Below are 25,639 nucleotides of genomic sequence, written 5' to 3' on the forward strand. Positions count from 1 at the left end.
GCCTGATGAGCCACACCATCGGCTCGCCGCCGATCGCCCGCGCCGCGCGTCCCGAGGTGAAGGCGCGAGTGCTGCCGGAGGTGCTTGCGGGCAAGAAAATCTCCGCGCTCGCCATCACCGAGCCGAGCGGCGGCTCCGATGTCGCGAACCTGCGCACCAAGGCGCGGCGCGACGGCGACCATTACGTCGTCAGCGGCGAGAAGACCTTCATCACCTCAGGCATGCGCGCGGACTATCTGACGGTCGCGGTGCGTACCGGCGGCGAGGGCGCCGGCGGCGTCAGCCTGCTCTTGATCGAGGGCAACACGCCCGGCCTCTCCCGCACCAAGCTGAAGAAAATGGGCTGGTGGGCCTCCGATACCGCGACCCTGCATTTCGACGAATGCCGCGTGCCGGTCGAGAACCTGATCGGCGAGGAAGGCCAGGGCTTCAAGATCATCATGCAGAACTTCAACAGCGAGCGCATGGGTATGGCGGCGGGCTGCACGGCCTATGCCCGCGTCTGCGTCGACGAGGCGATCGCCTATGCCAAGGAGCGCAAGACCTTCGGCAAGCCGATCGCACAACATCAAGTCATCCGCCACAAGATCGTCGACATGGCGCAGAAGGTCGCTGCTTCGCAGGCGATGCTTGAAATGCTGGCATGGCGGCTCGGCCAGGGCGAGAGCCCGGTCGCCGAGATCTGCATGATGAAGAACCAGGCGACGCAAACCATGGCCTACTGCGCCTCCGAAGCGGTGCAGATCTTCGGCGGCGCCGGCTTCATGCGCGGCGCCAAGGTCGAGCGCATCTACCGCGAGGTCAAGGTCAACGCCATCGGCGGCGGCACCGAAGAGATCATGAAGGATCTTGCCTCGAGGCAGATGGGGTTGTGAGCGCGCCGACCTCCCCCTTCAGGGGGAGGTGAAGTGGGAAAGCCGTCATTCCAGGGCGTGCGTCAGCGCGAACCCGGAATCTAGAGGTTGAACGATACGGATCGAGATTCCGGGTTCGCCCGCTTTCGCGGCCGCCCCGGAATGACGAGGGACAAGAAATGCTCTTCACTGCCGACCACGACGAACCCCGCCGCGCCTTGCAGAAGTTCATCGCGGCGGAGATCAACCCTCATGTCGACGAGTGGGAGAACGCGGGCATTTTCCCGGCGCATGAGCTGTTCAAGAAACTCGGCGATCTCGGCTTCCTCGGGCTCAACAAGCCGGTCGAGTTCGGCGGGCAGGGGCTGGATTACTCCTACGCTCTGATGATGGCTGAGGAGCTCGGGGCCATCGCCTGCGGCGGCGTGCCGATGGCGATCGGGGTGCAGACCGACATGGCAACGCCGGCGCTGGCGCGGTTCGGCTCCGACGAGGTGCGGCGCGAGTTTCTGGCCCCGGCGATTGCGGGCGACCAGGTCGCCTGCATCGGCGTGTCCGAGCCGGGCGCCGGCTCCGACGTCGCCTCGATCAAGACGCAGGCGCGCTCCGACGGTGACGACTACGTGATCAATGGCGGCAAGCTGTGGATCACCAACGGCACCCAGGCCGACTGGATCTGCCTGCTTGCCAACACCAGCGACGGCCAGGTCCATCGCAACAAGTCGCTGATCTGCGTGCCTATGAAGACCAAGGGGGTGCAGGTCGCGCGCAAGCTCGACAAGCTCGGCATGCGCTCCTCCGACACTGCGCAGATCTTCTTCGACAATGTCCGTGTGCCCAAGCGCAACCGGATCGGAGAGGAAGGCAAGGGCTTCACCTATCAGATGATCCAGTTCCAGGAGGAGCGGCTGTGGGGCGCAGCCGCCTGCCTAAAGGCGCACGAATACATCATCGACGCGACGATCGGGTATACCCGCAATCGCAAGGCATTCGGCGGCTCGATCCTTGATAACCAGGTCGTGCACTTCAAGCTGGCGGAGATGCAGACCGAGGTCGAACTGTTGCGCTCGTTGATCTATCGTGCCGGCGAGGTATTGGTGGCGGGCGAGGACGTGACGCGGCTCGCGACCATGGCCAAACTGAAGGCCGGCCGGCTCGGCCGCGAGCTCACGGATGCCTGCCTGCAATATTGGGGCGGCATGGGGTTCACGAACGAGACGCCGGTCAGCCGTGCCTATCGCGACAGCCGCCTGACCTCGATCGGCGGCGGCGCCGACGAGGTGATGCTGATGGTGTTATGCAAGATGATGGGCACGCTGCCGGGTATGAAGAAGGGAAACGCCTGATGATCACGCTGTATCACTGCGACGCTGCGCGCTCGTTCCGTCCGCTGTGGATGCTGGAGGAGCTCGGGCTTCCCTATGAGCTCAAGATGCTGCCGTTCCCGCCGCGCGTCTTCGCCAAGGAGTATCTCGGTATCAACCCGCTCGGCACCATTCCGTTCATGATCGACGGCGAGACGAAGATGACGGAATCCTCCGGCATCTGCCATTACCTCGGCACCAAATATGGGCCGACGCCGCTGATCGTAGGCCCCGAGGAGCCCGCCTTTGGCGCGTTCCTGAACTGGATGTATTTCTCCGACGCGACGCTCACTTTCCCGCAGACATTGGTGCTTCGTTACAGCCAGCTCGAGCCGGAGGAGCGCCGTAACCCGCAGGTGTCGGGTGACTATGCAAAATGGTTCCTCGGCCGCCTGCGCGCGGTGGAGGCGGCGGCTGCGAATTCCGAATTCCTCTGCGCGGAACGCTTTACCGCAGCCGATATCACCAACGGCTACGCGCTCAGGCTCGCCAGCAATATCGGGCTCGCCAAGGATTTCGGCCCCAATGTCGCGTCCTATTGGGCCCGGCTGCAGCAGCGCGACGGCTATAAGCGCGCAGTGGCGGCGGAGCAAAAAGCCGGGCTGGAACAGAATGTTGTACCAAGGGTGCGGCCCTGATCTTGGCAGCGTCGATGTGTCCCGGAATTAACCCAAGCTCTCGGTGACAGGCTTCGAATTTGCGCTATGGTAGCGGGCGTCGCAGTGGCCAAAAGAGCCGCGCGAGGAGGAACCTGCCATGGACGCCATCGCGCACGCAAAGGGTCAAGAGTCCGGTCATCGGATGCTGATCACGCCGGAACGAGTGTTCTACGCCGGGCTGCTTGGCCGCCCGCGTGAGCGCTGTCCGGGTGCATTCCATGTCTATGTCGCGCTCCGCGACGGCCTGCATCTGTCCACCAGCGACGGCCGGCAGGCTCATGGCGAACTTGCCGTGACGATGCCGAACCTGCGTCACACCATCACCAGCGAATACCGTGCGGCGATCTGCGTCGCGATCGAGCCGGAAAGCGTACCCGACGGCACGCTGGAAGCGGTGGCCCGCCGCCTGCAGGGCCCTGACGCGGACTTGTTCGCAAACCGCATCCGGGCCGCCTATGCGACGCTCGCCGAGATGCAGCATCGCGACGCGATCTCGAATGCCGAGTTCGACACCATGTGCTTCGGCGATGCGCTGCCGCAACGCGCGCTCGATCCGCGCGTGGTGCGCGCGATCGCCCGGATCGGGCAGTTCTCCGGCGAGCCGGTGACGGCGGCGGGCTGTGCGGCCGAGGCCGGATTGTCGCCGTCGCGCTTCCTGCATCTGTTCAAGGAGGAGACCGGAATCTCGTTCCGCTCGTTCCGCGCCTGGAAGCGCGCGCGCCATCTGCTGCACTTCGCCAACCAGGACATCAACCTCGCGCATCTCGCGCAGGACATCGGCTATCCCGACAGCACGCATTTCAGCCATTCGATTCGCCGCTTCTACGGCCTGAAGCCGCGCGCGATCTTTTCCGGCTCGCGCGATCTTGCGATCTACCGGACTGGAGTTGCCGCCGGGGCGGCCGCCTCGTAACTACAAATTCGCGCCCTCGATCACCTCGCCGAATCGCTGCCATGCTTCGCCCTTGATCTGCTGCAACTGGAGCTGTTGCAGCGGATGGTGATTGGTCGGGCTGGTGTTGACGCGGACGCCGGGCAGCAGCGTCGGCACTTCGATATCTTTCAAGTTGTTCGCCTGCGCCATGATGTTGGCGCGGGTGAAGCTGCCCTTGCATTGCTCGAGCACGATCTTGAGCACCTGCGCCACCGTGTAGGCATAGAGATTGTAGCCTTCCCTTGGATTGCCGTCGGGAAAGTACTTGGCCATGAAGGCCAGGAAATCCTTGACGCCGGGATCAGTGGCCCAGGTCGGATCGGCCACGTCCTTCACATAGGCCGACGAGATCGTGCCTTGCGCCTTGTCGAAGCCGACCGGCGCGATGGTCGATGAGATCGAGGCGGCGCCGCTGGCGATGAAGTGCATCGGCTTCCAACCGAGCTCGTGGATCTTGCGGATCGACTGCGCCGCGAATTTCGCTGTGGTGCCCGAGATCAGCACATCCGGATTGGCGCCGCGCAGCGTGACGATCTGCGAATCGATCGTGGGATCGGTGACCTCGTGCGACGCGACTACCGCCGCATTTGCGAACCGCTCGCCCAGCACGTCCCTGGTGCCGGCGACGAAATCCTTGCCGAGATCGTCGTTCTGGTAGAGCACCGCGAACTTCGCGTCGTTGTTTCGGCTCAGTGCATATTTGACGAATACCTGCGCCTCGGTGCGCGCGCTCGGCGCAAAACCCATGGTCCACGGATAGCTCTTGTAGTCGCCCCATTTGTCGCCGTTCACCGACAGGAACAGATGCGGGACCTTCGCGGCGTTGATGTATTTGACGACAGCCGAGTTCGGCGCGGTGCCGAGCATGTTGAACAGGAAGGCGACATTGTCGCTTTCGATCAGGCGGCGCACCTGCTCGACCGTTTTCGCCGGATTGAATGCGTCGTCGTAATAGATGTACTTGATCTGGCGGCCGGCGATGCCGCCCTGCTCGTTGAGCATCCTGAAATAGGCTTCCTGGCAGCGCGCCTGCACGCCGAGCGCCGACACCGGGCCGCTGAGCGAGGTCGTGCTGCCGATCCTGATCTCGGTGGCGGTGACACCAGGCGTGTCGTCGGCGAGGGAGGGGCGGAGGCCGGTGAATGCCGCAAGACCGGCGCCTGTCGCGCCCGCGAGCCATGTGCGCCGGTTGATCGAGACCATGACGTCCTCCCCGCGATGCCGGCTTCTCGTGCCGGACTTCTGCTCGCCGCAAAGCTAACGCGCGGTGCTGTCTTCTGTCTTGTGTTGACCGGCTGACGGCGGGGTGACGCGTCAGAGCATCGGATTAGCCAGTCAACGCAAGATGACGCCAAGACAAATTTCTCATCATGGGAAAATCAGCAGCGCAAGTGCGCTGCAACCGGGACAAGCGATCTCATGAGCGACAAGGCCGTCATCACCTGCGCGCTGAACGGCGTGCTGACCGATCCGAAACAGCACAACGTTCCGGTGACGCCGGAGCAGATGGCGCGCGAGGCCAGGGCGGCGTTCAACGCCGGCGCCAGCATCATGCACATCCATCTGCGCCAGCAGGCGCCGAACAAGGGCCACCTGCCGTCATGGCAGGTCGATGTCAGCAAGGAGATCCAGCAGGCGATCCGCGAGGCCTGCCCCGGCGTGATCATCAATCACACCACCGGCACCTCGGGCCCGAATTACCAGGGTGCGCTCGACTGCGTGCGCGAGACCCGGCCCGAGATCGCCGCCTGCAATGCCGGCTCGCTGAACTATCTCAAGGTGAAGGCCGACAATACCTGGGCCTGGCCGCCGATGATGTTCGATAACGCAGTCGAGAAGGTGCAGGACTATCTCGATGTCATGAAGGAAGCGGGCACGATCCCCGAGTTCGAATGCTTCGATGTCGGCATCGTGCGCTGCGTCGGCATGTACCGGCAGACCGGCATGTATTCCGGCCCGCTTGAGTACAATTTCGTGATGGGCGTCGCCTCGGGCATGCCGGCCGATCCGGATTTGTTGCCGATCCTGCTGAAGTTGAAAGCGCCGGAAGCGCATTGGCAGGTCACCGCGATCGGCCGCGCCGAGATCTGGCCGCTGCACCAGCGCGCCGCCGATCTCGGCGGCCACCTGCGCAGCGGGCTGGAGGATACGTTCTATCTCTGCGACGGCACCAAGGTGACGTCGAACGGTCAGCTCGTCGAAGCATTGGCAGCGTGTGCGAAACGTGCGGGCCGTCAGATCGCGAGCCCGGCCGAAGCGCGGCAGATCTTTGGAACTAGGCACTAGGGCCACGCCAACCGTCATTGCGAGCGTAGCGAAGCAATCCATCTTGCCACGAAGACAGAGTGGATTGCTTCGTCGCTTCGCTCCTCGCAATGACGGTTGAGAGGAGAACCAGGCATGGACAATCTCGCAGCAACCGGCGGCGTCACCGGACCGGGCCGCATCGGTCGGGTCGCGGTCGGCGATCTCTTGAAGCGCGCGGCGCGGCGATTTCCGGATCGCGTTGCGTTGACCGATGGCAACCGACGCGTCACCTTCACCGAGCTGGAGCGCGACGCCAACCGCTTCGCCAACTACCTCGCGCAGCGCGGATTGAAGCCGGGCGAGAAGATCGCAACCATCTGCAACAACTCGGTCGAGTTCGTCAAAGCGCTGTTCGGCATCCACCGCGCCGGCCTGGTCTGGGTGCCGATCAACACCATGCTCGGCCCGGCTGACATGGACTACATCCTCGGCCATGCCGAGGTGCGTTTTGCTATCATCGACGACAATCTCCACGCTCAGGCCGACCGGCGCTCCGCGCTGGACGCGCGCGGCATCGAGATGATTGCAATCGATCTGACGGGCAATGTCGGTAAGACAGGACTGAAAAACTTCAACGACCTCCTTCAAGGCCAGTCCGACATCGAGCCGGAGATCGAGATCAATGACCGCGATCTCGCGATGATCATCTACACGTCGGGCACGACCTCGCGGCCGAAGGGCGCGATGCATTGCCATCTCGCCGTGGTCATGGCCGTGATGAGCAACTGCATCGAGATGCAGCTCTCCCGCGATGACGGCATCACCGGGCAGTTCCCGTTGTTCCACTGTGCCGGCCATGTGCTGCTGCTCAGCTATCTCTCGGTCGGCGGCCGCATGGCGCTGATGCGCGGCTTTGATCCGATCGTCTGCATGGAGGCGATCGTCCGTGACCGGCTCACGGTATTCGTGGGCCTGTCCTTGATGTACCAGGCGATCCTCGATCATCCGCGCCGCCGCGACTATGACCTGTCGGGCCTGCGCTGCTGCATCTACACCATGGCGCCGATGGGCAAGCCGTTGCTCGAGCGCGCCATCACCGATCTCTGTCCGAACTTCGTGCTCTCCAGCGGTCAGACCGAGATGTATCCGGCCACCACGATGTCGCGGCCAGAGGTGCAGCTCGATCGCTTCGGCAACTATTGGGGCGAGTCACTGATCGTCAACGAGACCGCGATCATGGACGACAACGGCAACCTGTTGCCGCGTGGCGAGATCGGCGAGCTGGTGCATCGCGGGCCCAATGTGATGATGGGCTACTACAAGGACCCGAAGGCGACCGAGGAGGCCCGCAGGTTCGGCTGGCATCATACCGGCGACTTCGCTTTGATCGACGGCAATGGCGAGGTGTTGTTCCTCGATCGCAAGAAGGACATGATCAAGTCGGGCGGCGAGAACGTCGCCTCGGTCAAGATCGAGGAGACGCTGCTGGCACACCCTGCCGTGCAGAACGCCGCCGTGGTCGGCCTGCCGCATCCGCAATGGGGCGAGGCGGTCTCTGCCTTCGTCAAGCTCAAGCCCGGCGCGGTGGCCGATGAAGCCGGGATCGAGGCGCACTGCCGCAAGCACCTTGGCGGCTTCCAGGTACCGAAGCTGGTGCGTATCCTCGACGAAATGCCGATGACCGCGACCGGCAAGCTGCGCAAGGTCGAGCTCAGGCAGCAGTACAGCGAGTATTTTTCGGAGCGCGCCTAGTGCCCACCATCGAGAACACCATCGCCACCAGCAGCGCTACCTTTCAGGCCAATCGCGACGGCATGCTGGCGCTGATCGCGCGGATGCGGGCGCTGGAGGAGCGGACCCGCGCCGCCTCGGCCGCCGCGAAGGATCGCTTCCACAAGCGCGGGCAATTGCTGCCGCGCGAGCGCGTGGCGCTGGTGCTCGATCCCGGCTCGCCCTTCCTCGAATTGTCGACGCTGGCCGGCTACATGTTCGACGTATCGAACGCGGACAAGAGCGTGCCTGGCGGTGGGCTGATCGCCGGCATCGGCTTCGTTTCCGGCATCCGTTGCATGGTCAGCGCCAACGATGCCGGCATCGACGCCGGCGCGCTGCAGCCCTACGGTCTGGACAAGACGCTGCGTGTGCAGGAGCTCGCGCTGGAGAACAAGCTGCCCTATGTGCAGCTCGTCGAGAGCGCTGGTGCCAATCTGCTGCGCTACCGCGTCGAGGATTTTATCCGCGGCGGCAATATCTTCCGCAATCTGGCACGGCTGTCGGCGGCGGGACTTCCCGTGGTCACCGTGACCCACGGCTCATCGACGGCAGGCGGCGCCTATCAGACCGGCCTCTCCGACTACATCGTGATGGTGCGTGGCCGCACCCGCGCATTCCTTGCCGGGCCGCCTTTGCTCAGGGCGGCAACGGGCGAGATCGCGACCGAGGAAGAGCTCGGCGGTGCCGAGATGCACACCTCGATCTCCGGTCTTGGCGACTATCTCGCTGAAGACGACCGTGACGCGCTCCGCATCGCGCGCGACATCATGGCCAAGTTGCCTTGGGATCGATCTGGGAATCGTCCGAAGTCGGAACCAGCCGCGTTCAAGCCGCCGCGCTATGATGCGGAGGAGCTGCTCGGCATCATGCCCATGGATCACAAGCGCCCCGTCGACATGCGCCAGGCGATCGCGCGCTTCATCGACGATTCCGACTTCAGCGAGTTTGGTGCCAATTACGGCCCGGCGACGGTCTGCGGCCACGCCCGGATCGAGGGGCACGCCATCGGCATCATCACCAACAATGGGCCGCTCGATGTGCCCGGCGCCAACAAGGCGACGCATTTCATCCAGGCCTGCTGCCAGTCGCGCACGCCGATCCTCTACATGAACAACACGACCGGCTACATGGTGGGCAAGGCCTATGAAGAGGCCGGCATGATCAAGCACGGCTCGAAGATGATCCAGGCGGTGACCTCGGCAACGGTGCCGCAGATCACGCTGTATTGCGGCGCCTCATTCGGCGCCGGCAACTACGGCATGTGCGGCCGCGGTTTCCATCCGCGCTTCTGCTTTTCCTGGCCGAACGCCAAGACCGCCGTGATGGGCGGCGAGCAGGCCGCCGAGACCATGGCGATCGTCACCGAGGCGGCCGCCGCGCGGCGCGGCAAGCCGATCGAGAAAGAGAAGCTGGATGCGATGAAGGCGCAGATCACGGGTGTGTTCGACAGCCAGATGGACGTGTTCTCGACCAGCGCCCGCGTGCTCGACGACGGCGTGATCGATCCGCGCGATACCCGTAGCGTGCTCGCCGAGGTGCTCGCGGTCTGCCGCGAGGCGGAGGGGCGCAACCTGCAGCGCATGCAGTTCTCGGTGGCGCGGCCATGAGCGGTGCAGCAGTGAAGCGGACGCCGTTCTTCAAGGTCCTGATCGCCAATCGCGGCGAGATCGCGCTGCGCATCATGCGCACCGCGCGACGGCTCGGTTATGGCGTGGTCGCGGTCTATTCCGATGCCGATCGCGATGCCCTGCATGTGCGCGAGGCCGATCAGGCGGTGCGGATCGGTGAGCCGCTGCCGGCGCAATCCTATCTCAATATCGACGCGATCATCGCCGCAGCGAAGGCGAGCGGCGCCAGTGCCGTGCATCCCGGTTACGGCTTCCTTGCGGAGAACGAGGATTTCGCGCAAGCCTGTCGCGATGCCGGGCTCGTCTTCATTGGCCCGTCGCCGGAGGCGATCCGGGCGATGGGCAACAAGGCTGGCGCCAAGGACATCATGCAAAGGGCCGGCGTGCCCTGCGTGCCCGGCTATCAGGGTGCCGATCAGAGCGATGCCGTGATGCTGGCGGAAGCCACGGCGATCGGCTTCCCTGTGATGATCAAGGCGGTTGCCGGCGGCGGCGGCCGCGGAATGCGGCTGGTTTCGGATGCCGCGGCATTCCCGGATGCGCTGCGCAGCGCGCGTTGGGAGGCACAAGGCGCCTTCGGCGATCCGACCGTGATCTTGGAGCGCGCGATTGTCGATCCGCGCCACATCGAGATCCAGGTGTTCGGCGACCGCCATGGCAACGCCATCCATCTCGGCGAGCGCGACTGCTCGGTGCAGCGGCGCCACCAGAAGCTGATCGAGGAGGCGCCATCGCCGGCGGTGACGCCGGAGCTGCGGGCGCGGATGGGCGCGGTCGCCGTGCAGGCGGTGAAGACTATCGGCTATGAAGGCGCAGGCACATTGGAATTCCTGCTCGATCGCGACGGCAGTTTCTATTTCATGGAGATGAACACGCGGCTGCAGGTCGAGCACCCCGTCACCGAGGCGATCACCGGGCTCGATCTGGTCGAGCTGCAGCTCCGTGTCGCGCGCGGCGAGTCGCTCGGTGTGAGGCAGGAGGACATCACATTCTCCGGGCATGCCATCGAGGTGCGGCTCTGCTCGGAGGATGCCGGGCATGATTTCATGCCGCAATCCGGTACGATGGCCCTGTGGCAGATGCCGGGCGATGCCCGCGTCGAGCATGCGCTGCAGTCCGGCGCGGAGATCCCCCCATTCTACGATTCGATGATCGCCAAGATCATCAGCCACGGTGCGACCCGCGACGAGGCTCGGGGCAAGCTGATCTGCGCGCTGGAGCAGGTCACGGCCTTCGGCGTCACCACCAACCAAGGCTTCCTGATCGACTGTCTGCGCCATTCCGTTTTCGCTCGAGGCGAGGCGACCACCTCCTTCATCGGCCGGAACCGCGAGGCGTTGGCGCCGCGCGCCGACCAGGGTAGCGACATCGCGCTCGCGGCGCTGCTGCTCTACGTCACCAATCCTCACGCGCCGCAATGGCGGCGCGGCCGATCGCTCGCCGCGACCTTCCCGCTGGGCCTGCGGATCGACCTCGGCCACGGCGTGCAGGAGATCGAGGTCCTGCGCGAGCGCGACGGCAGCTATGTCGCGGCCCGCAACGGAGATCGCTTCAGTTTCGAGATCGATGAGCTGGGGCCGGACAACATCCGCTACCGCCGCAACGGGTTGATGGAGCAGGCCAAGTTCCTGCGCGATGGTGATCGGCTCTTCGTCCTGCACCGCGGCGTCACGTTGTCGGCCCGCGACCTCACACTGGCCCCGCCGGAGAGCGCCGCTGCCGCGGGCGGCGACGGCAAGGTCCGCGCCGCCATGAACGGCCGCGTCGTCGCGGTGCTGGTGAAGGCGGGCGAGGAAGTCGCGGCCGGCCAGCCGGTGATGACGCTGGAGGCAATGAAGATGGAGCATGTGCACACGGCTGGCGTTGCGGGAACGGTGTCATCCATCGATGTCGCCGAGGGCGAGCAGGTGACGACGGGGAAAATCGTGGTGGAGATCGAGGCGGCCACATAATGACCGTCGTCCCGGGCAAGCGAAGCGCGACCCGGGACCCATAACCACCGATGCTGATTGTTAGAGCGCGCTGGGGATACAGCTCGCTGCGGCAATAAACATTTGTGGTTATGGGTCCCGGCCTTCGCCGGGACGACGATGTAAACTATTCATTCCGCCCGGTGCCGTCATTCAGCCAGCACGCCACCTGATGGCCGGGGCCGGTCTCCTTCAACGCAGGGCGCTCGGTCTTGCAGCGATCGATCGCGAAGCGGCAGCGGGTGTGGAAGGCGCAGCCGGAGGGCGGATTGATCGGGCTCGGCACGTCGCCGTCGATCATGGGCGCCAATCGCTTGGCCTTGGGATTGGCGATCGGCACCGAGGCGAGCAGCGCCTGGGTGTAGGGATGGCGCGGGTTGGCGAACAGCGCGTGCTTGTCCGCGATCTCGACGATGCGGCCAAGATACATCACCGCGACACGATGGCTGATATGGGCGACGACCGCGAGATCGTGCGCGATGAAGAGATAGGAGAAATTCTGCTTACGCTGCAGGTCGATCAGGAGATTGATCACCTGCGCCTGGATCGAGACGTCGAGTGCGGAGACCGGCTCGTCGCACACGATCAGGCGCGGGCCGAGCGACAGCGCCCGCGCAATGCAGATGCGCTGGCGCTGGCCGCCGGAGAATTGATGCGGAAAGTTCTTCATCTGGTCGGCGCGCAAGCCGACCTGCTGGAACAGCTCCGCGACGCGCTCCTGCTTTTTCTTGCCTGCCGCCAGCCCGTGCACCGTCAAGGGCTCGCCGACGATGTCGCCCGCCGTCATGCGGGGGTTCAGCGAGGCGAACGGATCCTGGAACACGATCTGCATCGAGCGGCGATACGGCCGCAGCGCCGTCTTGCTGAGCGGCGCGATATCCTCGCCGTCTAGCTTGATGGCGCCGCTGGTCGGCTCGACCAGCCGCAGCACGGTGCGCGCCACCGTCGATTTGCCGCAGCCGGATTCGCCGACCAGGCCGAGCGTTTCGCCGGCGCCAAGCGAGAAGCTGACGCCATCGACTGCGTGCACCGTGCCGACCTGCCGGCGCAGGATGCCGCCGCGCACCGCGTAATGCTTGACGAGCTCGTTGACCTCCAGAAGCGCGCGCTGCTCCGTCATGATGCCTCCACCGTCTCGCCTGCGCGCCAGCACGCCGCCCAGTGATTGGGCCTCGCTTCCTCGAGCGGCGGATAGGCCTGGCGGCAGCGGTCGACTGCGAGCTTGCAGCGCGGCGCGAAGGCGCAGCCGGGCGGCAATTTGGTGAGCGACGGCACCATGCCGGGGATTTCCACGAGCCGCACGTCCGCCTTGGCGTCGGGCGAAGGCACCGCAGGGATCGAGGCCATCAGCCCGCGCGTGTAGGGATGCAGCGGGGTCTCGAACAGCGCCTCGACGGTCGCTTCCTCGACCTTCTTGCCGGCATACATCACGATCACGCGCTGCGCGGTTTGTGCGACGACGCCGAGGTCGTGGGTGATCAGGATCAAGCCGGTGCCGAGCCGCTTCTGCAGATCGACGATCAGCGCCAGGATCTGTGCCTGGATCGTGACGTCGAGCGCGGTGGTCGGCTCGTCGGCGATCAGCAGTGCCGGCCGGCACGCCAGCGCCATCGCGATCATCGCGCGCTGGCGCATGCCGCCGGAGAGCTGGTGCGGATATTCCTGTGCGCGGCGCTCCGGCTCGGGGATGCGCACCAGCCGTAGCATGTCGACGGCCTGCTTCCAGGCCTCCTTGTTGCTGACCTTCTGGTGCAGGCGCACCGCTTCGATGATCTGGTCGCCGATCCGCATCACCGGATTGAGCGAGGTCATCGGCTCCTGGAAGATCATGGAGATGCGGTTGCCCCTGATGTCGCGCATCGTGGCATCGTCGAGCATCAGCAGGTCGGTGCCTTCAAGCATCACCGAGCCGCCGACAATGCGGCCCGGCGGATCGGGCACCAGGCGCATGATCGACAGCGCGCTGACGCTCTTGCCGCAGCCGGATTCGCCGACGATCGCCAGCGTCTCGCCGCGGCGGACCGAGAACGAGACGTCGTCGACCGCGCGGAACAGGCCGGAATTGGTGAAGAACACCGTCTGCAGGTTCTTCACGTCGAGAACCGTCTCTGTCGCCAAGGCCTCGCTCATCAGCCGCGCTGCCTCGGATCGAGGATGTCGCGCAGCGCATCGCCGAACAGGTTGGTGCCGAACACCGCGAGGCTGATCGCGATGCCGGGGAAGATCACGAGCCACGGTGCGACACGGACATATTCGGCGGCGGATTCTGACAGCATGCGGCCCCATGAGGGATAGGGTTCAGGAATGCCGAGGCCGAGGAAGGACAGCGACGCCTCGGTCAGGATGGTTGAGCCGAGCTGCGCGGTGGCGAGCACGATCAACGGCGCGATGGTGTTCGGCAGCACGTGGCGCAGCGCGATCCGCATCTCGCTCATGCCGATCGACTTGGCGGCCTCGACAAAGGGCTGCTCGCGCAGCGCCAGCGTGTTGGCGCGGATCACGCGGGCGACGGTGGGGATCAACGGGATCGCGATCGCCAGGATCACATTCGGCAACGACGGGCCGAGTGCCGCGGTCATCACCAGCGCGAGCACCAGGAGCGGCAGCGATTGCAGGATGTCGGTCACGCGCTGGAACACGAGATCGACCCAGCCGGAGAGATAGCCGGAGGCGAGGCCAACGATGACGCCGAGCGAGGCGCCGAGCGCGGTGGAGCCGATGCCGACCGCAAGCGAGATCCGCGCGCCGTGGATAATTCGGCTCCAGACGTCACGACCGAAGGAGTCGGTGCCGAACCAGTGCAGGGTGGAAGGCGCGGCGAGTCGGTGGGCGGAATCGACGCTGAGCGGATCGTAGCGGCAGATCAGGTCGGCAAAGACCGCCGTCAATACGAACAGCAGCATGATGATCAGACCGACCGTGCCGAGCACATGGCGCTGTGCGAGGAAGGTGAATCGCCCCCAGCCGCTGGTGGCATTGGCCCCGGCGCGTCGCAGTTCGGCGTCAAAGTTGATCGTCGCCACGGGCTAGTCTCCGAACCGGATGCGCGGGTCGATTGCAGCATAGAGCATGTCAACGATGAAGTTCACGACCACCACGACGACAGCGATGAGCATCACGAGGTTCTGCACGATCGGATAGTCGCGCCAGCGCAGCGCCTCGACCAGGAAGCGAGCGATGCCGGGAATGTTGAACACGGTTTCCGTCACGATAAGCCCGCCGATCAGGAACGCGGCCTCGATGCCGATCACGGTAATGACCGGCAGCACCGCGTTCTTCAGCGCGTGGTGGTAGTTGACGGCGGCTTCCGAGGCGCCCTTGGCGCGCGCGGTGCGGATGTAATCCTGGCGCAGGATCTCCAGCATCGAGGATCGCGTGATGCGCATGGTCAGCGCCGCGCTGCGGAAGCCGACCGCAGCAGCAGGCACGGCGTAGATGGTGAACGCCTCGAGCCAGGTCGTCGGGTTCGGATTGAAGATCGGCATCGTGCCGAACATCGAGACGGAGGCCATCAGGATCAGCAGGCCGAGCCAGAACGACGGCAGCGACAGGCCGCTCAGGCTGACGACGCGAAGCGCATAGTCGAGCCTTGAGCCCTGATGCACTGCGCTGATGACGCCGAGCGGAATGCCGATCGAAGCGGAGAACAGCAGCGCCAGCCCCGCGAGCCGCGCCGTGATCGGGATCCGCGGCAGGATTTCCTCCAGCGCAGGCTTCTCCGACACATAGGAATAGCCGAAGTCGCCATGCAGCAGGCCGCCGATCCAGTGCAGATACTGGATCACGATCGGCTGGCTGAGGCCGAGTTCCCGCTCGATATTGGCCTTGTCGGCGGGATCGACGAAGCCCGCGGCGTCGAACAGGATGTCGACGATGTTGCCGGGAACGATCCGCAACAGCACGAAGATGATGACCGAGATCCCGAACAGGGTCACGAGCATCAGGAACAGTCGCCGGACGATATAGGCAAACACCCTTGGCTCTCTCTGTCGCTGACGCGCTACGGGACGGTGCTCAATTGGACCTGCACGGACGAGGTCCCCACCTCTCCCCGTCGGGGGGAGGTCGGCGCGCAGCGCCGGGCGAGGGGCCGCAACTCCCACGATAGAGCATAACCCCTCACCCGCGCCTTCGGCGCGATCTCTCCCAACGGGAGAGGTGGAACACGCTGTATGTCGGGCCGATCAAGTCTCATCTCATTTGCGCCTTGAACTACTTGTCCAGCCAGACGTCTTCGTAACGATAGCCGTTATAGGAGCTGTTGGACATGACCGTGACATTCTTCACGTAAGGCTGCCAGCAGGTGCCGGTCCGGGCGTGGAAGATGATCGGACGGGCGACGTCCTCCTGCAGCTTCTTGTCGATCTCCCAGACCAGCTTCTTGCGCTTGTTGATGTCGGTTTCGGCCGACTGCTGATCGAACAGCTTCTCGATGTCCTTGTTGCAGTAGTTGGTGTAGTTCCGCTCCGAGCCGCAGGCATAGTTCTCGTAGAAGGACTGATCGGGATCGTCGACGGCATTGCCGGTCAGGTTGAGCCCGAGGGAATAATCCTTGCGCGCGATCTTCGGGAACCACTGCGCGGTATCGACGACGTCGAGCTCGGCGTCGATGTAGATGCTCTTGATCTGGTCGATCAGGATGATGGCGGGATCGCGATAGACTGCGATGTTGCGGGTCGACACCTTGATCTGCAGGTGCTTGTCCGGCCCATAGCCCGCCTTCTGCATCAGCTTGCGCGCTTCCTCGCGGTTTTTCTCGATGTCCGGACCGTAGCCGGGAATCGATTCCAGCATCTCCTTCGGCATCGCCCAGAGGCCAGCGGGCGCCGGCTCCATGGTGCCGCCGATGTCGCCCTGGCCTTCGAACATGATCTGGATGAAGGCCTTGCGGTCGAGCGCCAGCGCCAGCGCGCGGCGGATGTCGATGTTGTCGAACGGCGGCGCGCTCGAATTGACGATGATGTTGGTGGAGACGTTGTTCGGTTCCACCACACACACTGCCTTGGGATCCTGCGACTTGACGTCCTTGAGCAGCGGGATCGACACCTCGGTCGGGAACGTCATGTCGAACTTGCCGGAGACGAAGCCCAGGATCGCGGTCGATCGGTTCGGGATGATGGTGAACTCGATGCCGTCGAGATAGGGCAGGCCCTTCTTGAAGTAGTCGGGGTTCTTTACGAGCTTGATCGACTCGTTGGCCTTGAACTCGACGAACTTGAATGGGCCGGTGCCGATCGGCTTGGTGCGCATCTCCGCCGGCGACACGTGGCAGGGATAGATCGGCGTGTAGCCGGAGGCGAGCAGCGACAGCAGCGCCGGCTGTGGCCGCTTCAGGTTGAACGAGGCCTCGTAGTCGCCATTGGTGGTGACGTCGTTGACCTGCTCGTACCAGGCCTTGCGCGGATTCTGCCGGAACTTTTGCTGCGACTTGCCCATCAGCATGTCGAATGTGCACTTGACGTCGGCTGAGGTGAACGGCTTGCCGTCATGCCACTTCACGTCCTTGCGCAGCTTGAAGGTCAGCGTCTTGTTGTCGCTGCTCCAGGCCCAGCTCTCCGCCAGCTCCGGCCGGATCGTGTCGACGCTGTTCTGTGCGATGTGCTGATCGAAGATGACTAGATTGCTGAAGATAGGCATGAACGGCACGTTGACCGAGTAGGTCGCGCCTTCGTGGATCGAGGCGCTGCCGGGGCTGTCGCGGTGATAGATCCTGAGAATGCCGCCCGATTTCGGCTCGCCGGCATGTGAAACGTTGCTGAGCGCCAGAACAGACAACACCGCAACGGCCAGCGCTTGCACGCTCCGCATGGTCCCCTCCACAAATTTCGGTCTCAATGGCCGATTGGCATTGACGATACCATGGTGAGCCCGTCGGGCAACCGGCGAGGGACACGCGGGGATTGGCAATTCGGATGACGCGCGGACATGAAAATTTCCATGAGTCGGGAATATTGGTGCCGATGCAGCGAGTTTTGCGGCTTGTTTTGCTGTGCAGCAGCGAATTTCCTGTCAGTTCCGACGCAGAGCCTCGCGACGCATTCGACGATGTCGCATGCAATCAGCGACAGTTTGTCGCCGATTGTAATCATCAACATCGATCATGTTCCCGTCATCCCCGCATCGACTACGCGGGGATGACGGTATGCCGACAACGACACAGCTCACTCCGCCGCTTGCTGCGATGGTGCCCGCATGCTGGGTACACCGTCCGCGTCCGTCGCCGAGATCGTGGTACGGATCATCAGGCGACCCTCATGCGCCGGCCATGGGCGGCCGCGATGCATGGTGGCGCGGTTGTCCCACATCACGACATCGCCCTGCTTCCAGGGATGCAGATAGCTGACGCCTGGCGTGGTCGCGGCGTCCGTCAACTGCTCGATCAGCGCCTTGCCGGCGTCGGCATCCATGCCCTCGACGCCATAGGCATGGGAGGCGAGATAGATCGCGCCGCGGCCATTGACCGGGTTGCGCCAGACCATGCGCCAGCACACCGGCGGCAGCGCATCCACTTCCTCTGATGTTGCGAGCCCCGTGGCGACCTTGCTGCGCGAATGTGCATAGGAATGCCAGGCGAAGGAATTCTCCAGCCGCTTCGCCAGCTCCTTGTCGAGCCGCTCGAAGGCGAGGCGCGTCGAGATGAATTCGGTCTCGCCGCCATGTTCGGGAATGATGCGCGCCGAGAGGATCGAGGTCAGCGCCGGGACGCGCTTGAAGGAGGAGTCGGTGTGCCAGAGCTGGTTGGCCCTGGCGCGGAGCTGCTGCCGGTGATCCGACGGCACCACCTTGCCGTCGGGGCCGAAGGTCGAGAGGATCACGAAATGCGAGCCGGTGCCCATCGAGCCGACCTTAGTTACCTCGGGCGGGCCGAAGCGGCGCGAGAAGGCGAGCTGGATGTCGTCGTCGACCTCCTGGCCGCGGAACACCAGCACCGAGTGTTCCTCGAACGCTGCGCGCACCGCTGCATAGGCGGCATCGTCGGCCGCCACGTCGGCGAGCGTGACGCCGCGCAGCTCGGCCCCGAAGCCTGGATTCAGCGGGATCACATCCATCGGCAAATCCTCCCATTTTGTTCTTGCGGGGCAAGCCTAGGGGAAAGGCCTGTGCGCGGCAACGCGCGCGCCGGTCGGGTCTGCCTTGCGGCAGGCATCGTGGCTTGCGGCCGGCACCGCCGCAGCTGGGACATTGCCGGGCGCATCACCCCATCGCGATCAAATCGTGCCGCGTGCGCCGGTCGGCGACCTCGATGCGATGGGTGACGAATGCGAACAGCGCCCAGCTCGAATGGAACGCGACGCCGGCCAGCACGACGATGGCTCCGGGAATCGGACCGATCGAGGCACGATCCCAGATATCGCTCATCGTGGTCAGCGGTGAGGGGTGAATCGCCAGCTTGCCGTAATAGGCGATGGCCTGGATCGCGAAGATCCAGCCATAGGTGCGGCGCAGCCGCCGGCCGATCGCGCGGGTAAAGCTGATGTGGTAGCGGGGACTGCGGTAGTCGTTGGCGAGCAACTCGGTCCAGGGCGAATTCGGCGAGGGGCCGTTGCCGCGGATCATGGGGGCGTAGAAGTCGGTTTCGAGCAGCCGCGCGCGGGCGCGCCAGACGTTGAAGTAGCGGTAGCGCCGTGCCTCGAACAACAGGAAGACGGTGACCAGGAGGCCGACCAGCACCATCGGCAGGGGCGATGCCTCCGCGCTGCTGTAGGTCGCAGACAGCGCGATCCCGGTGGTGACGACAGCCCAGTTGGTCGAGCTGTCGAGGCGGGTGCGCCAGACCGTGCTGCGATAGACCTCGCCGCGATAGAGATGGGCGAGCGCGCCGATCTCGGCGGCGGTGAATTCGAGCCTTCCGGCCTGCGCCGGCTCCGGCTCGCGCGGCTGGGGCGACGGCATGGCGGCCTCCGGCGAAGCTGGCTTGCGGTTGTGGAGCATAACGCGAAATCCGCGCGAGGAGCGAGTCCGTTGCGCGCTCCGGCTTCCTCGATCGCATCGACCCGCGCCGCCCCAGTCACACGATCCGCGAGGTCTTGTTGCCCCAGTAGCGGTCGCGCAGCAGGCGCTTGTACAGTTTTCCGGTCGGCAGCCGCGGCAGCTCGGCCTCGAAATCGACCGAACGCGGCACCTTCTGCCGCGACAGCGAAGTTGCGCAGAACGCGATCAGCTCCTCCGCGAGTTCCGGCCCAGGCGCGATGCCGTCGGCCGGCTGCACCACTGCCTTCACCTCCTCGCCGAGATCGACATTGGGCACTCCGAACACGGCGGCATCGGCGACCTTGGGATGGGTGATAAGCAGGTTCTCGCATTCCTGCGGATAGATGTTCACGCCGCCGGAGATGATCATGAAGGTGGCGCGGTCGGTCAGATAGAGGAAGTTGTCGTCATCGACATAGCCGACGTCGCCGACCGTGCTCATGCTGCCGTCCGCCGAGCGCGCTTCGCTGGTCTTGGCGGGATCGTTGAAATACTCGAATGGCGATCCGGTCTTGAACCACACCGTGCCCGGCGTGCCCTTCGGGCAGGGCTTCATGTTCTCGTCGAGGATATGCAGGTCGCCGAGCAGCACCTTGCCGACCGTGCCGCGATGCGCGAGCCACTCCTCGCTGTTGCAGGCGGTGAAGCCGAGGCCCTCGGTGGCGCCGTAATATTCGTGGATGATCGGGCCCCACCATTTGATCATGTCGTCCTTCACCAGCGCCGGGCAGGGCGCCGCGGCATGGATCGCGATCTCCAGCGACGACAGGTCGTGGCGGCGGCGGGCCTCCTCGGGCAGTTTGAGCATGCGTGAGAACATGGTCGGCACCAGCTGGCTGTGGGTGATGCCCCATTTCTCGACCAGCTCGAGGTAGCGTTCGGGATCGAAGCTTTCCATGATGACGGCGGTGCCGCCCATCCGGATGGTGAGATTGACCGCGGCTTGCGGCGCGGAATGATAGAGCGGCGCCGGCGACAGATAGACCATGCCTTCGCGGTAGTGCCAGAGCTTGATCAGGAAATCGAACAGCGGCAGGTTCTGCGATGGCGGCTGCTCCGGCAGTGGGCGCAGGATGCCCTTGGGCCGGCCGGTGGTGCCGGAGGAGTAAAGCATCGCCGTTCCCGCATATTCGTCCGCGATCGGCGTGATCGGCAGGCCGGCCGTGGCCTCCTGCAAGCCGACGACGCGGTCGCTTTCGCTGTTGCCGTCGACGACGATGCAGAGCTCGACCTGCGGACAGTCCTTCAGCGCCTCGCGGGCGACATCGAGCTTCAGCTTCGAGGTGATGAGGATGCGCGACTGGCTGTTGGTGAGGATGTAGGCGAGCTCGCCTGGAGTGAGGAAAGAATTGACGCAGGTGAAGTACAGGCCGGACCGCTCGCCTGCGCCGCAGGCTTCGAGGTAGCGGTTGTTGTTCTCCATGAAGATCGAATAATGGTCGAGCCGCTTCATCCCGTGCTCGCGGAACAGATGCGCAAGGCGATTGTTGCGCGCCTCCAGCTCGCGATAGGTGACGGTCTCGCCGGTCCCGGCCATGATGAAGGCGGGTTGCAAGGGGCGCAGGTAAGCATGCTTGCCGGTGTACATCGAACTCTACTTCCCCCTCGTTACGCGTTCCCGCACTTCCGAACCATTCCCTCTTTGTTTGAGCATGATCTTCGCGCAAACGCTTCGCGTTTGTCGCGAGGGAAAACCGGGGTTTCCACTTTTCCGGATCATGCTCTAGGCGGCCATCATCAGAATCTCGCGGACCTGGGACGCACTGTCGATCTTGCGTGGATTGCGCGGCACCCAGGGCGTTCGCATCGCTTGCGTTGCGATGTGGTCGAAATGTTTGGGACCGACATGCACCTCCCGCAGGCTACGCGGCATGCCGAGATCGCGGATGAAGCGATCGAGCACGTCGCCGGCGTCCTTGCCCGGATGGCCCATCGCGGATGCGACCAGCGCCTGGCGCTCGGCATTGTCGCGCTTGTTCCAGCGCATTACCGCCGGCAGCATCACGCAGGAGGTGTGGCCGTGCGGCACGTCATGTACGGCGCCGAGCACGTAGCCGATGCCGTGGCTCGCGCCCATCGGCACGCCGGCCGCGAGCGGGCCGGTCGAGAGCCAGGTGCCGATCTGGCAGTCCATCCGCGCGTCGATGTCCTTCGGATCAGCCTTCACCCGCGGCAGGCCCTGCGCCAGCATCGCGAGACCCTTGATGGCCTGCGCGTCGCCGTAAGGATGCGCCTCGCGCGAGCAGATGCCCTCGACGCAGTGATCGACCGCGCGGACCCCGGTCGACAGGAACAGCCAGTCCGGCGTGTGCACCGACAGTTCCGGATCGAGGATGGTGGCGCGTGGCATCACCAGCGGGTGGCGCAGCATCTCCTTCTGCCGCTTCGCCTCGTTGGTGACGCCTGCGATCGCGGAAAATTCGCCGCCGGCGATCGTGGTCGGCACGCTGATCTGGCGCACGGTCGGCGCCTTCATCTCGGGCGAGACGCCGCCGCGGGTGCGGATCGCGTCGATGCCATCAGATGTGGTGACGTTGTTGGCGAGGCAAAGCTGCACCGCCTTGGCGCCGTCGGTGATCGAGCCGCCGCCGACGGTGACGATGAGGTCGGCCTTCGCGGCGCGGGCCTGCTCGGTCGCCGAGATCACGGCGGCGCGCGGCGTGTGCGCGGGCATCTTGTCGAAGACGGCGGCGCAGCGCGATCCCAGCGCGTTGCGGATCTTTTCGATCTCGTCGGTTTCGCGGTTCAGCGTGCCCGACACCATCAGAAAGGCGCGCTGCGCGCCCAGCCGGTCGAGTTGCTCGACGATGGCCTCGCGGGCCGGCCGCCCGAACACGACCTCGTCCATGGCGCCGAATATGACACGGCCTCGATGCACGCGCCCATCCTCCCTTGTTGCGCCGCCCTTACTGACGGCTGTTGGCGGCAGGTTAGCGGAGGAAATTGCGATCGTCATCAGGGAGTGCGAGTGGAAATATGGCCGCACCGGCCCTTCCGCCGTCGTCCCTGCCTGGTGCGCAATTGCGCACGGGAGCAGGCGCCCATACTCCGCGACGGATGTCGCAGACGGGACCTGTCGTTCCAGCAGCGTTCAACAATGAACATCCTTGGCTATAGGTCCCGGTAAAGAGGGCACGGTGTCATCACCCGCGCATCAAGCTGGGCGATGACAGTGTGAGGCTCCCCTCCAATCGTCGTCCCTGCGAAAGCAGGGACCCATAACCACGAATGGTTGTTGTTGAGTAGTGCTGGAATGACGAGTCCCTTTCACAACCCCGGCCGCGGAGTATGGGTCCCTGCTTTCGCAGGGACGACAGCGAGTGTGGCGCGGCTTGTGAGCCATGCGTCAGCATTCTCGCGACACGATCCGTCCGAGCTTTGCATCTTCGTTCCGCCCTCTCGAAGCAGAGGGCGCAGCGAAAGCCGGGTGCCGATCGCACCCGATGCTTTCGCGATGATGTCGCGGGGCAATACTACAAATTCCGGACAAGGCTATGTTTCGTTTGCAAGCGCTGTGCTACCAGCAGACATTGGAAATGCGGCTCAACCGGAAATGGTCAAATGATGTCGGCGGCAGACCTCGCGAAGTTGAAGTTCGATGATTTTTCACGGCATCTCGACGAGACTTTCGACATGCAAACGGACGGCGGCGTCGTTTCGCTGAAGCTCGCCAAGGTCGAGCCCCTCGGGCATGCGAAACGCGAGGGCGGCGCGTTTTCGGTGCTGTTCGTTGCGCCCGCGGGTCCACGGCTGCGGCAGTCGATCTATCCGGTCGTGCACCCGGACCTCGGCAGGATGGAGATTTTCCTGGTGCCGATCGGGCCGATGGCCGATGGCAACGGCTATCAGTCGATATTCGCGTAAGTGCCGATCCGGCATCACGCTGATGTGGCGGTCCAGCGCATCAGGTCGTAGACGCCCTTGTCTTCCTCGGCCTTGAATCCGAGTCTCCGGTAGAGCCGCATCGCCGGATTGTTTTTCTCGACATGGATTGCCACGGGTTTTCCGGCCGCGGCGGCCTCGTCCAGCAGATCGCGCAACAGCGCTTCGCCGAGGCCTTTGCCGCGATGCGCCGGCAGCAACGCGATGTCGACGATGCAATGCTCATCGGGCGTACGGTCGAGGTAGAGGCGGCCGATATCCCGGCCGTCATGCTTCACGACAAGCCAGAGCGCGTCCGGATAATAAGTCTGGTAATGCGTGTGCTGCGCACGGAATTGCATGTCGAGGAAGCTGGCCTTCTCGGCGTCGCTCCACGGCAAAGGCGCGAGTTCCTCGGTGCGGGTCGAGGCATAGACCCGCGCCAGGAACGGCAGATCGGCATCGGTGATTGTGCGAAAGGTCAGGCCCGCGCCGGCGGCGCGCACCCAGTCAAACGAAACCGCGGCGTTCTGATGCATTGGCGGCAGTCAACCGCGCGGCGGGAACACGCCCTTCAGCGCGATGATGAAGTTCAGCGTCAGCAACGGCTGCATGTTGTTGTGAGGGAGGCCGCCGCCGCTCAAGGAGATGGCCTGGGCATTCAATGAGACCGCTGCGGATCCGCCGGCCTGATAGGCGCTGTTGGTCGCCGGTTCAGGTTTTCCCATCGAGGTGTTGGAGGCGGCCGTATTCGCGTCGGCGACCTGCGCCCTGCCCTGAAGCGTGTGCCCGTGCGACGGCATTTCGCTCGTCAAGAGCGTGACGTTCTGCGCGCCGCCGACTTGCCCAATGTCGAAACTTCCGAACGGCAAGCTTGCCGCGTGCATCGTGTTGTGGATCGGCACGCTGCCTTGAAAATTGGGCAACTGGTACGTCGATGTTCCATTTCCGCCATACATAGTGCCGAGCAGCGCAAATAGCGCCGTGTTCTGCGAAATAGGCATGAGCTGGCCATCGCAGCTTGCCCAATTCAGAGGTGCAAAGGGGCCTGCGAAGATTCGAATCTCGGCGAGGAATGGATCGGACATGGCGGATCTCTGTCTATGATTGCGTCGGGAAAATGCCGGTCAGCGCAATGATGAACGTGACAACCAGGTAGGGCATCATGTTCTCGTGGGGCTGGCCGCCGCCGGTATTCAGGATCGAAGCTGCGTTCATCGCCGCCACCGCCGGATGCGGGAGCCATTCCTTGACGGCGGTCGGAGAGGCCACAAAGGCGTTCTGCGGCGATGCCTGTCCGCCATTCGCGGTCGATGCCATAAAATTATGATTGTGGAACGGAATCTGGCCGGTGGTGAGCGTTACGGTGGGAGTGCCGCCAAGCTGGCCGAGAACGTAGGGCGACAGGCCCGTACCTTGCCCGCTGTGAATCGGAATGCGAGCTGCCAGGTTGGGCAATGCAAACGTGTTTTGTCCATCGCCGCCGTAGGTGGTGCCGATCAAGGTGAACAGCGCATCGTTCCCGGAAATAGGCAGCAACTGACCGTCGCAGGTCGCCCATCCCGCGGGTGCAAAGTTGCCTCCGAACATCCGAATCTCGCCGAGAAAGGGGTCAGACATGTGACGATCCTCAGGTGCGCGAGGGGAAAACGCCCTGGAGGGCAATGATGAAGTTCAACGCCAGATAGGGCTGAATATTGCTGTGAGGCTGGTTGCCGCCAGTGTTGGTGATCGTGCCGGGATCAACCGCCGTGAGGTTGCTGGCTTGGGTCGTGTAAAGCTGAAAGTTGGCGTTCGCCAGCATATTGCCGACCGGCGTGTTCTGATCAGCGGTGGTGGTCGTGCCTTGCCCGACATGAGTGTGCTTGGGCAGTTCGTTCAGGATCAGCGTGTGATTTTCCTCGCCGGCCATGTTGCCCGCGACAAAACCCTGCCCTTGATGGATCGGCACCCGGCTGCGAAGGTCCGGCAGCGCAAAGTTGGTTTGCCCATTTCCGCCATAGGTTGTTCCAATTACGGCGAACAATGCCTGGTTCTGATTGAGCGACATCAACTGGCCGTTGCAAAAAGCCCAGCCTCTCGGCGGGAAATTCCAGGAAATGATCTTGACCTCACCTATGAAAGGCTCACCCACCAATCCCTCCCGAGTATCAATGCTGAAAAATAGCCGTGCAACCTTACGTTTATCGAATCCAAACGATCTCGTCGATACGAATTTTCGTTACGCGATGTAAATGGTCGAACGAATCTACAACGTCGGGGTTATGCAGGCAGGCCACTGATGTTGCGGCCGGCTCTAGAGCATCATCCGGAAAAGTGTGAAGCGGTTTTCCCTCGCGACAAACGCGAACCGTTTGCGCGGAGATCATGCTCAAACA

The 25,639-nt window shown here is 64.1% G+C and carries 24 protein-coding genes; 9 read left to right on the forward strand and 15 right to left on the reverse strand.

Features of this window, described 5'->3' with window-relative positions; translation table 11 throughout:
* From AS156_RS36120 to AS156_RS36135, 4 genes are all read left to right on the forward strand, one after another.
* Nucleotides 1-875: acyl-CoA dehydrogenase family protein (locus tag AS156_RS36120; protein ID WP_245313218.1), on the forward strand; the 875-nt coding region annotated here is incomplete at its 5' end.
* Between the two features lie 158 nt (nucleotides 876-1,033).
* Nucleotides 1,034-2,200, forward strand: coding sequence for an acyl-CoA dehydrogenase family protein (locus tag AS156_RS36125; RefSeq protein WP_066514392.1), 1,167 nt, complete (start codon nucleotides 1,034-1,036; stop codon nucleotides 2,198-2,200).
* Nucleotides 2,200-2,856: a glutathione S-transferase family protein gene (locus AS156_RS36130; protein ID WP_066514394.1), complete on the forward strand. Its 657-nt coding sequence runs from the start codon at nucleotides 2,200-2,202 to the stop codon at nucleotides 2,854-2,856. Before AS156_RS36125 ends, AS156_RS36130 begins: the two co-directional genes overlap by 1 nt.
* 118 nt (nucleotides 2,857-2,974) lie before the next feature.
* On the forward strand, nucleotides 2,975-3,790 hold the full coding sequence (locus AS156_RS36135; protein WP_066514395.1) for a helix-turn-helix domain-containing protein: 816 nt from the start codon (nucleotides 2,975-2,977) through the stop codon (nucleotides 3,788-3,790).
* Here AS156_RS36135 and AS156_RS36140 read toward each other — a convergent pair whose 3' ends face one another.
* Nucleotides 3,791-5,014, reverse strand: a complete 1,224-nt coding sequence (locus tag AS156_RS36140; RefSeq protein WP_066514397.1) for an ABC transporter substrate-binding protein — start codon at nucleotides 5,012-5,014, stop codon at nucleotides 3,791-3,793.
* Between the two features lie 216 nt (nucleotides 5,015-5,230).
* Between AS156_RS36140 and AS156_RS36145 the strand changes: the two genes are divergently transcribed.
* The 4 genes from AS156_RS36145 (at nucleotide 5,231) to AS156_RS36160 (ending at nucleotide 11,411) form a co-directional block, all read left to right on the forward strand.
* Complete coding sequence (locus AS156_RS36145; RefSeq protein ID WP_066514400.1) at nucleotides 5,231-6,097, forward strand: beta-keto acid cleavage family enzyme; 867 nt, start codon at nucleotides 5,231-5,233, stop codon at nucleotides 6,095-6,097.
* 114 nt (nucleotides 6,098-6,211) lie between these two features.
* A complete protein-coding gene (locus tag AS156_RS36150; protein ID WP_066514402.1) occupies nucleotides 6,212-7,810 on the forward strand; it encodes an AMP-binding protein in 1,599 nt (532 codons plus the stop codon).
* The gene (locus AS156_RS36155) at nucleotides 7,810-9,438 is read left to right on the forward strand and encodes an acyl-CoA carboxylase subunit beta (RefSeq protein WP_066514405.1); all 1,629 of its coding nucleotides are present in this window, start codon (nucleotides 7,810-7,812) and stop codon (nucleotides 9,436-9,438) included. The genes AS156_RS36150 and AS156_RS36155 overlap by 1 nt, the downstream gene beginning before the upstream one ends.
* On the forward strand, nucleotides 9,435-11,411 hold the full coding sequence (locus AS156_RS36160) for an acetyl/propionyl/methylcrotonyl-CoA carboxylase subunit alpha (RefSeq protein ID WP_066514407.1): 1,977 nt from the start codon (nucleotides 9,435-9,437) through the stop codon (nucleotides 11,409-11,411). Before AS156_RS36155 ends, AS156_RS36160 begins: the two co-directional genes overlap by 4 nt.
* A 145-nt stretch (nucleotides 11,412-11,556) precedes the next feature.
* Here the strand turns inward: AS156_RS36160 and AS156_RS36165 are convergent, their stop codons facing one another.
* From AS156_RS36165 to AS156_RS36205, 10 genes are all read right to left on the reverse strand, one after another.
* A complete protein-coding gene (locus AS156_RS36165; protein ID WP_066514462.1) occupies nucleotides 11,557-12,549 on the reverse strand; it encodes an ABC transporter ATP-binding protein in 993 nt (330 codons plus the stop codon).
* Nucleotides 12,546-13,559 carry an ABC transporter ATP-binding protein gene (locus tag AS156_RS36170; protein ID WP_066514410.1) on the reverse strand — a complete coding sequence of 338 codons (1,014 nt, stop codon included), beginning with the start codon at nucleotides 13,557-13,559 and terminating at the stop codon, nucleotides 12,546-12,548. Before AS156_RS36170 ends, AS156_RS36165 begins: the two co-directional genes overlap by 4 nt.
* Nucleotides 13,559-14,452, reverse strand: a complete 894-nt coding sequence (locus tag AS156_RS36175; protein ID WP_066514413.1) for an ABC transporter permease — start codon at nucleotides 14,450-14,452, stop codon at nucleotides 13,559-13,561. Before AS156_RS36175 ends, AS156_RS36170 begins: the two co-directional genes overlap by 1 nt.
* Nucleotides 14,453-14,455: 3 nt before the next feature.
* Nucleotides 14,456-15,403, reverse strand: coding sequence for an ABC transporter permease (locus AS156_RS36180; protein WP_066514415.1), 948 nt, complete (start codon nucleotides 15,401-15,403; stop codon nucleotides 14,456-14,458).
* A gap of 238 nt (nucleotides 15,404-15,641) precedes the next feature.
* Nucleotides 15,642-17,237: an ABC transporter substrate-binding protein gene (locus AS156_RS36185; protein ID WP_066514418.1), complete on the reverse strand. Its 1,596-nt coding sequence runs from the start codon at nucleotides 17,235-17,237 to the stop codon at nucleotides 15,642-15,644.
* A gap of 23 nt (nucleotides 17,238-17,260) precedes the next feature.
* Entirely contained in the window at nucleotides 17,261-17,524 is a 264-nt protein-coding gene (locus tag AS156_RS42550) for a hypothetical protein (RefSeq protein WP_136626606.1), read from the reverse strand.
* A 66-nt stretch (nucleotides 17,525-17,590) separates the two neighbouring features.
* Nucleotides 17,591-18,478, reverse strand: a complete 888-nt coding sequence (locus AS156_RS36190) for a TauD/TfdA dioxygenase family protein (protein WP_066514421.1) — start codon at nucleotides 18,476-18,478, stop codon at nucleotides 17,591-17,593.
* A gap of 145 nt (nucleotides 18,479-18,623) precedes the next feature.
* The gene (locus tag AS156_RS36195) at nucleotides 18,624-19,361 is read right to left on the reverse strand and encodes a DUF2270 domain-containing protein (protein ID WP_066514423.1); all 738 of its coding nucleotides are present in this window, start codon (nucleotides 19,359-19,361) and stop codon (nucleotides 18,624-18,626) included.
* Between the two features lie 76 nt (nucleotides 19,362-19,437).
* Nucleotides 19,438-20,988, reverse strand: coding sequence for an AMP-binding protein (locus tag AS156_RS36200; protein WP_066514426.1), 1,551 nt, complete (start codon nucleotides 20,986-20,988; stop codon nucleotides 19,438-19,440).
* Nucleotides 20,989-21,123: 135 nt separating this feature from the next.
* The gene (locus AS156_RS36205) at nucleotides 21,124-22,278 is read right to left on the reverse strand and encodes an iron-containing alcohol dehydrogenase (RefSeq protein ID WP_066514431.1); all 1,155 of its coding nucleotides are present in this window, start codon (nucleotides 22,276-22,278) and stop codon (nucleotides 21,124-21,126) included.
* Nucleotides 22,279-22,961: 683 nt separating this feature from the next.
* Between AS156_RS36205 and AS156_RS36210 the strand changes: the two genes are divergently transcribed.
* Entirely contained in the window at nucleotides 22,962-23,264 is a 303-nt protein-coding gene (locus AS156_RS36210; RefSeq protein ID WP_082747932.1) for a DUF6916 family protein, read from the forward strand.
* Between the two features lie 14 nt (nucleotides 23,265-23,278).
* On the opposite strand, the gene AS156_RS36215 is transcribed toward AS156_RS36210, so the two are convergent.
* From AS156_RS36215 to AS156_RS36230, 4 genes are read right to left on the reverse strand one after another with little or no spacing between them, the layout of a single operon-like run.
* Entirely contained in the window at nucleotides 23,279-23,800 is a 522-nt protein-coding gene (locus AS156_RS36215; protein WP_066514434.1) for a GNAT family N-acetyltransferase, read from the reverse strand.
* A 9-nt stretch (nucleotides 23,801-23,809) separates the two neighbouring features.
* Nucleotides 23,810-24,349 (reverse strand): phage tail protein, encoded by a 540-nt coding sequence (locus AS156_RS36220; protein WP_066514436.1) that lies wholly within the window; start codon nucleotides 24,347-24,349, stop codon nucleotides 23,810-23,812.
* 13 nt (nucleotides 24,350-24,362) lie between these two features.
* Nucleotides 24,363-24,881: a phage tail protein gene (locus tag AS156_RS36225; protein WP_066514438.1), complete on the reverse strand. Its 519-nt coding sequence runs from the start codon at nucleotides 24,879-24,881 to the stop codon at nucleotides 24,363-24,365.
* Between the two features lie 10 nt (nucleotides 24,882-24,891).
* On the reverse strand, nucleotides 24,892-25,395 hold the full coding sequence (locus AS156_RS36230; RefSeq protein WP_082747933.1) for a phage tail protein: 504 nt from the start codon (nucleotides 25,393-25,395) through the stop codon (nucleotides 24,892-24,894).
* Nucleotides 25,396-25,639 lie beyond the last annotated feature (244 nt).

Source organism: Bradyrhizobium macuxiense (assembly GCF_001542415.1).
Lineage (GTDB): Bacteria > Pseudomonadota > Alphaproteobacteria > Rhizobiales > Xanthobacteraceae > Bradyrhizobium > Bradyrhizobium macuxiense.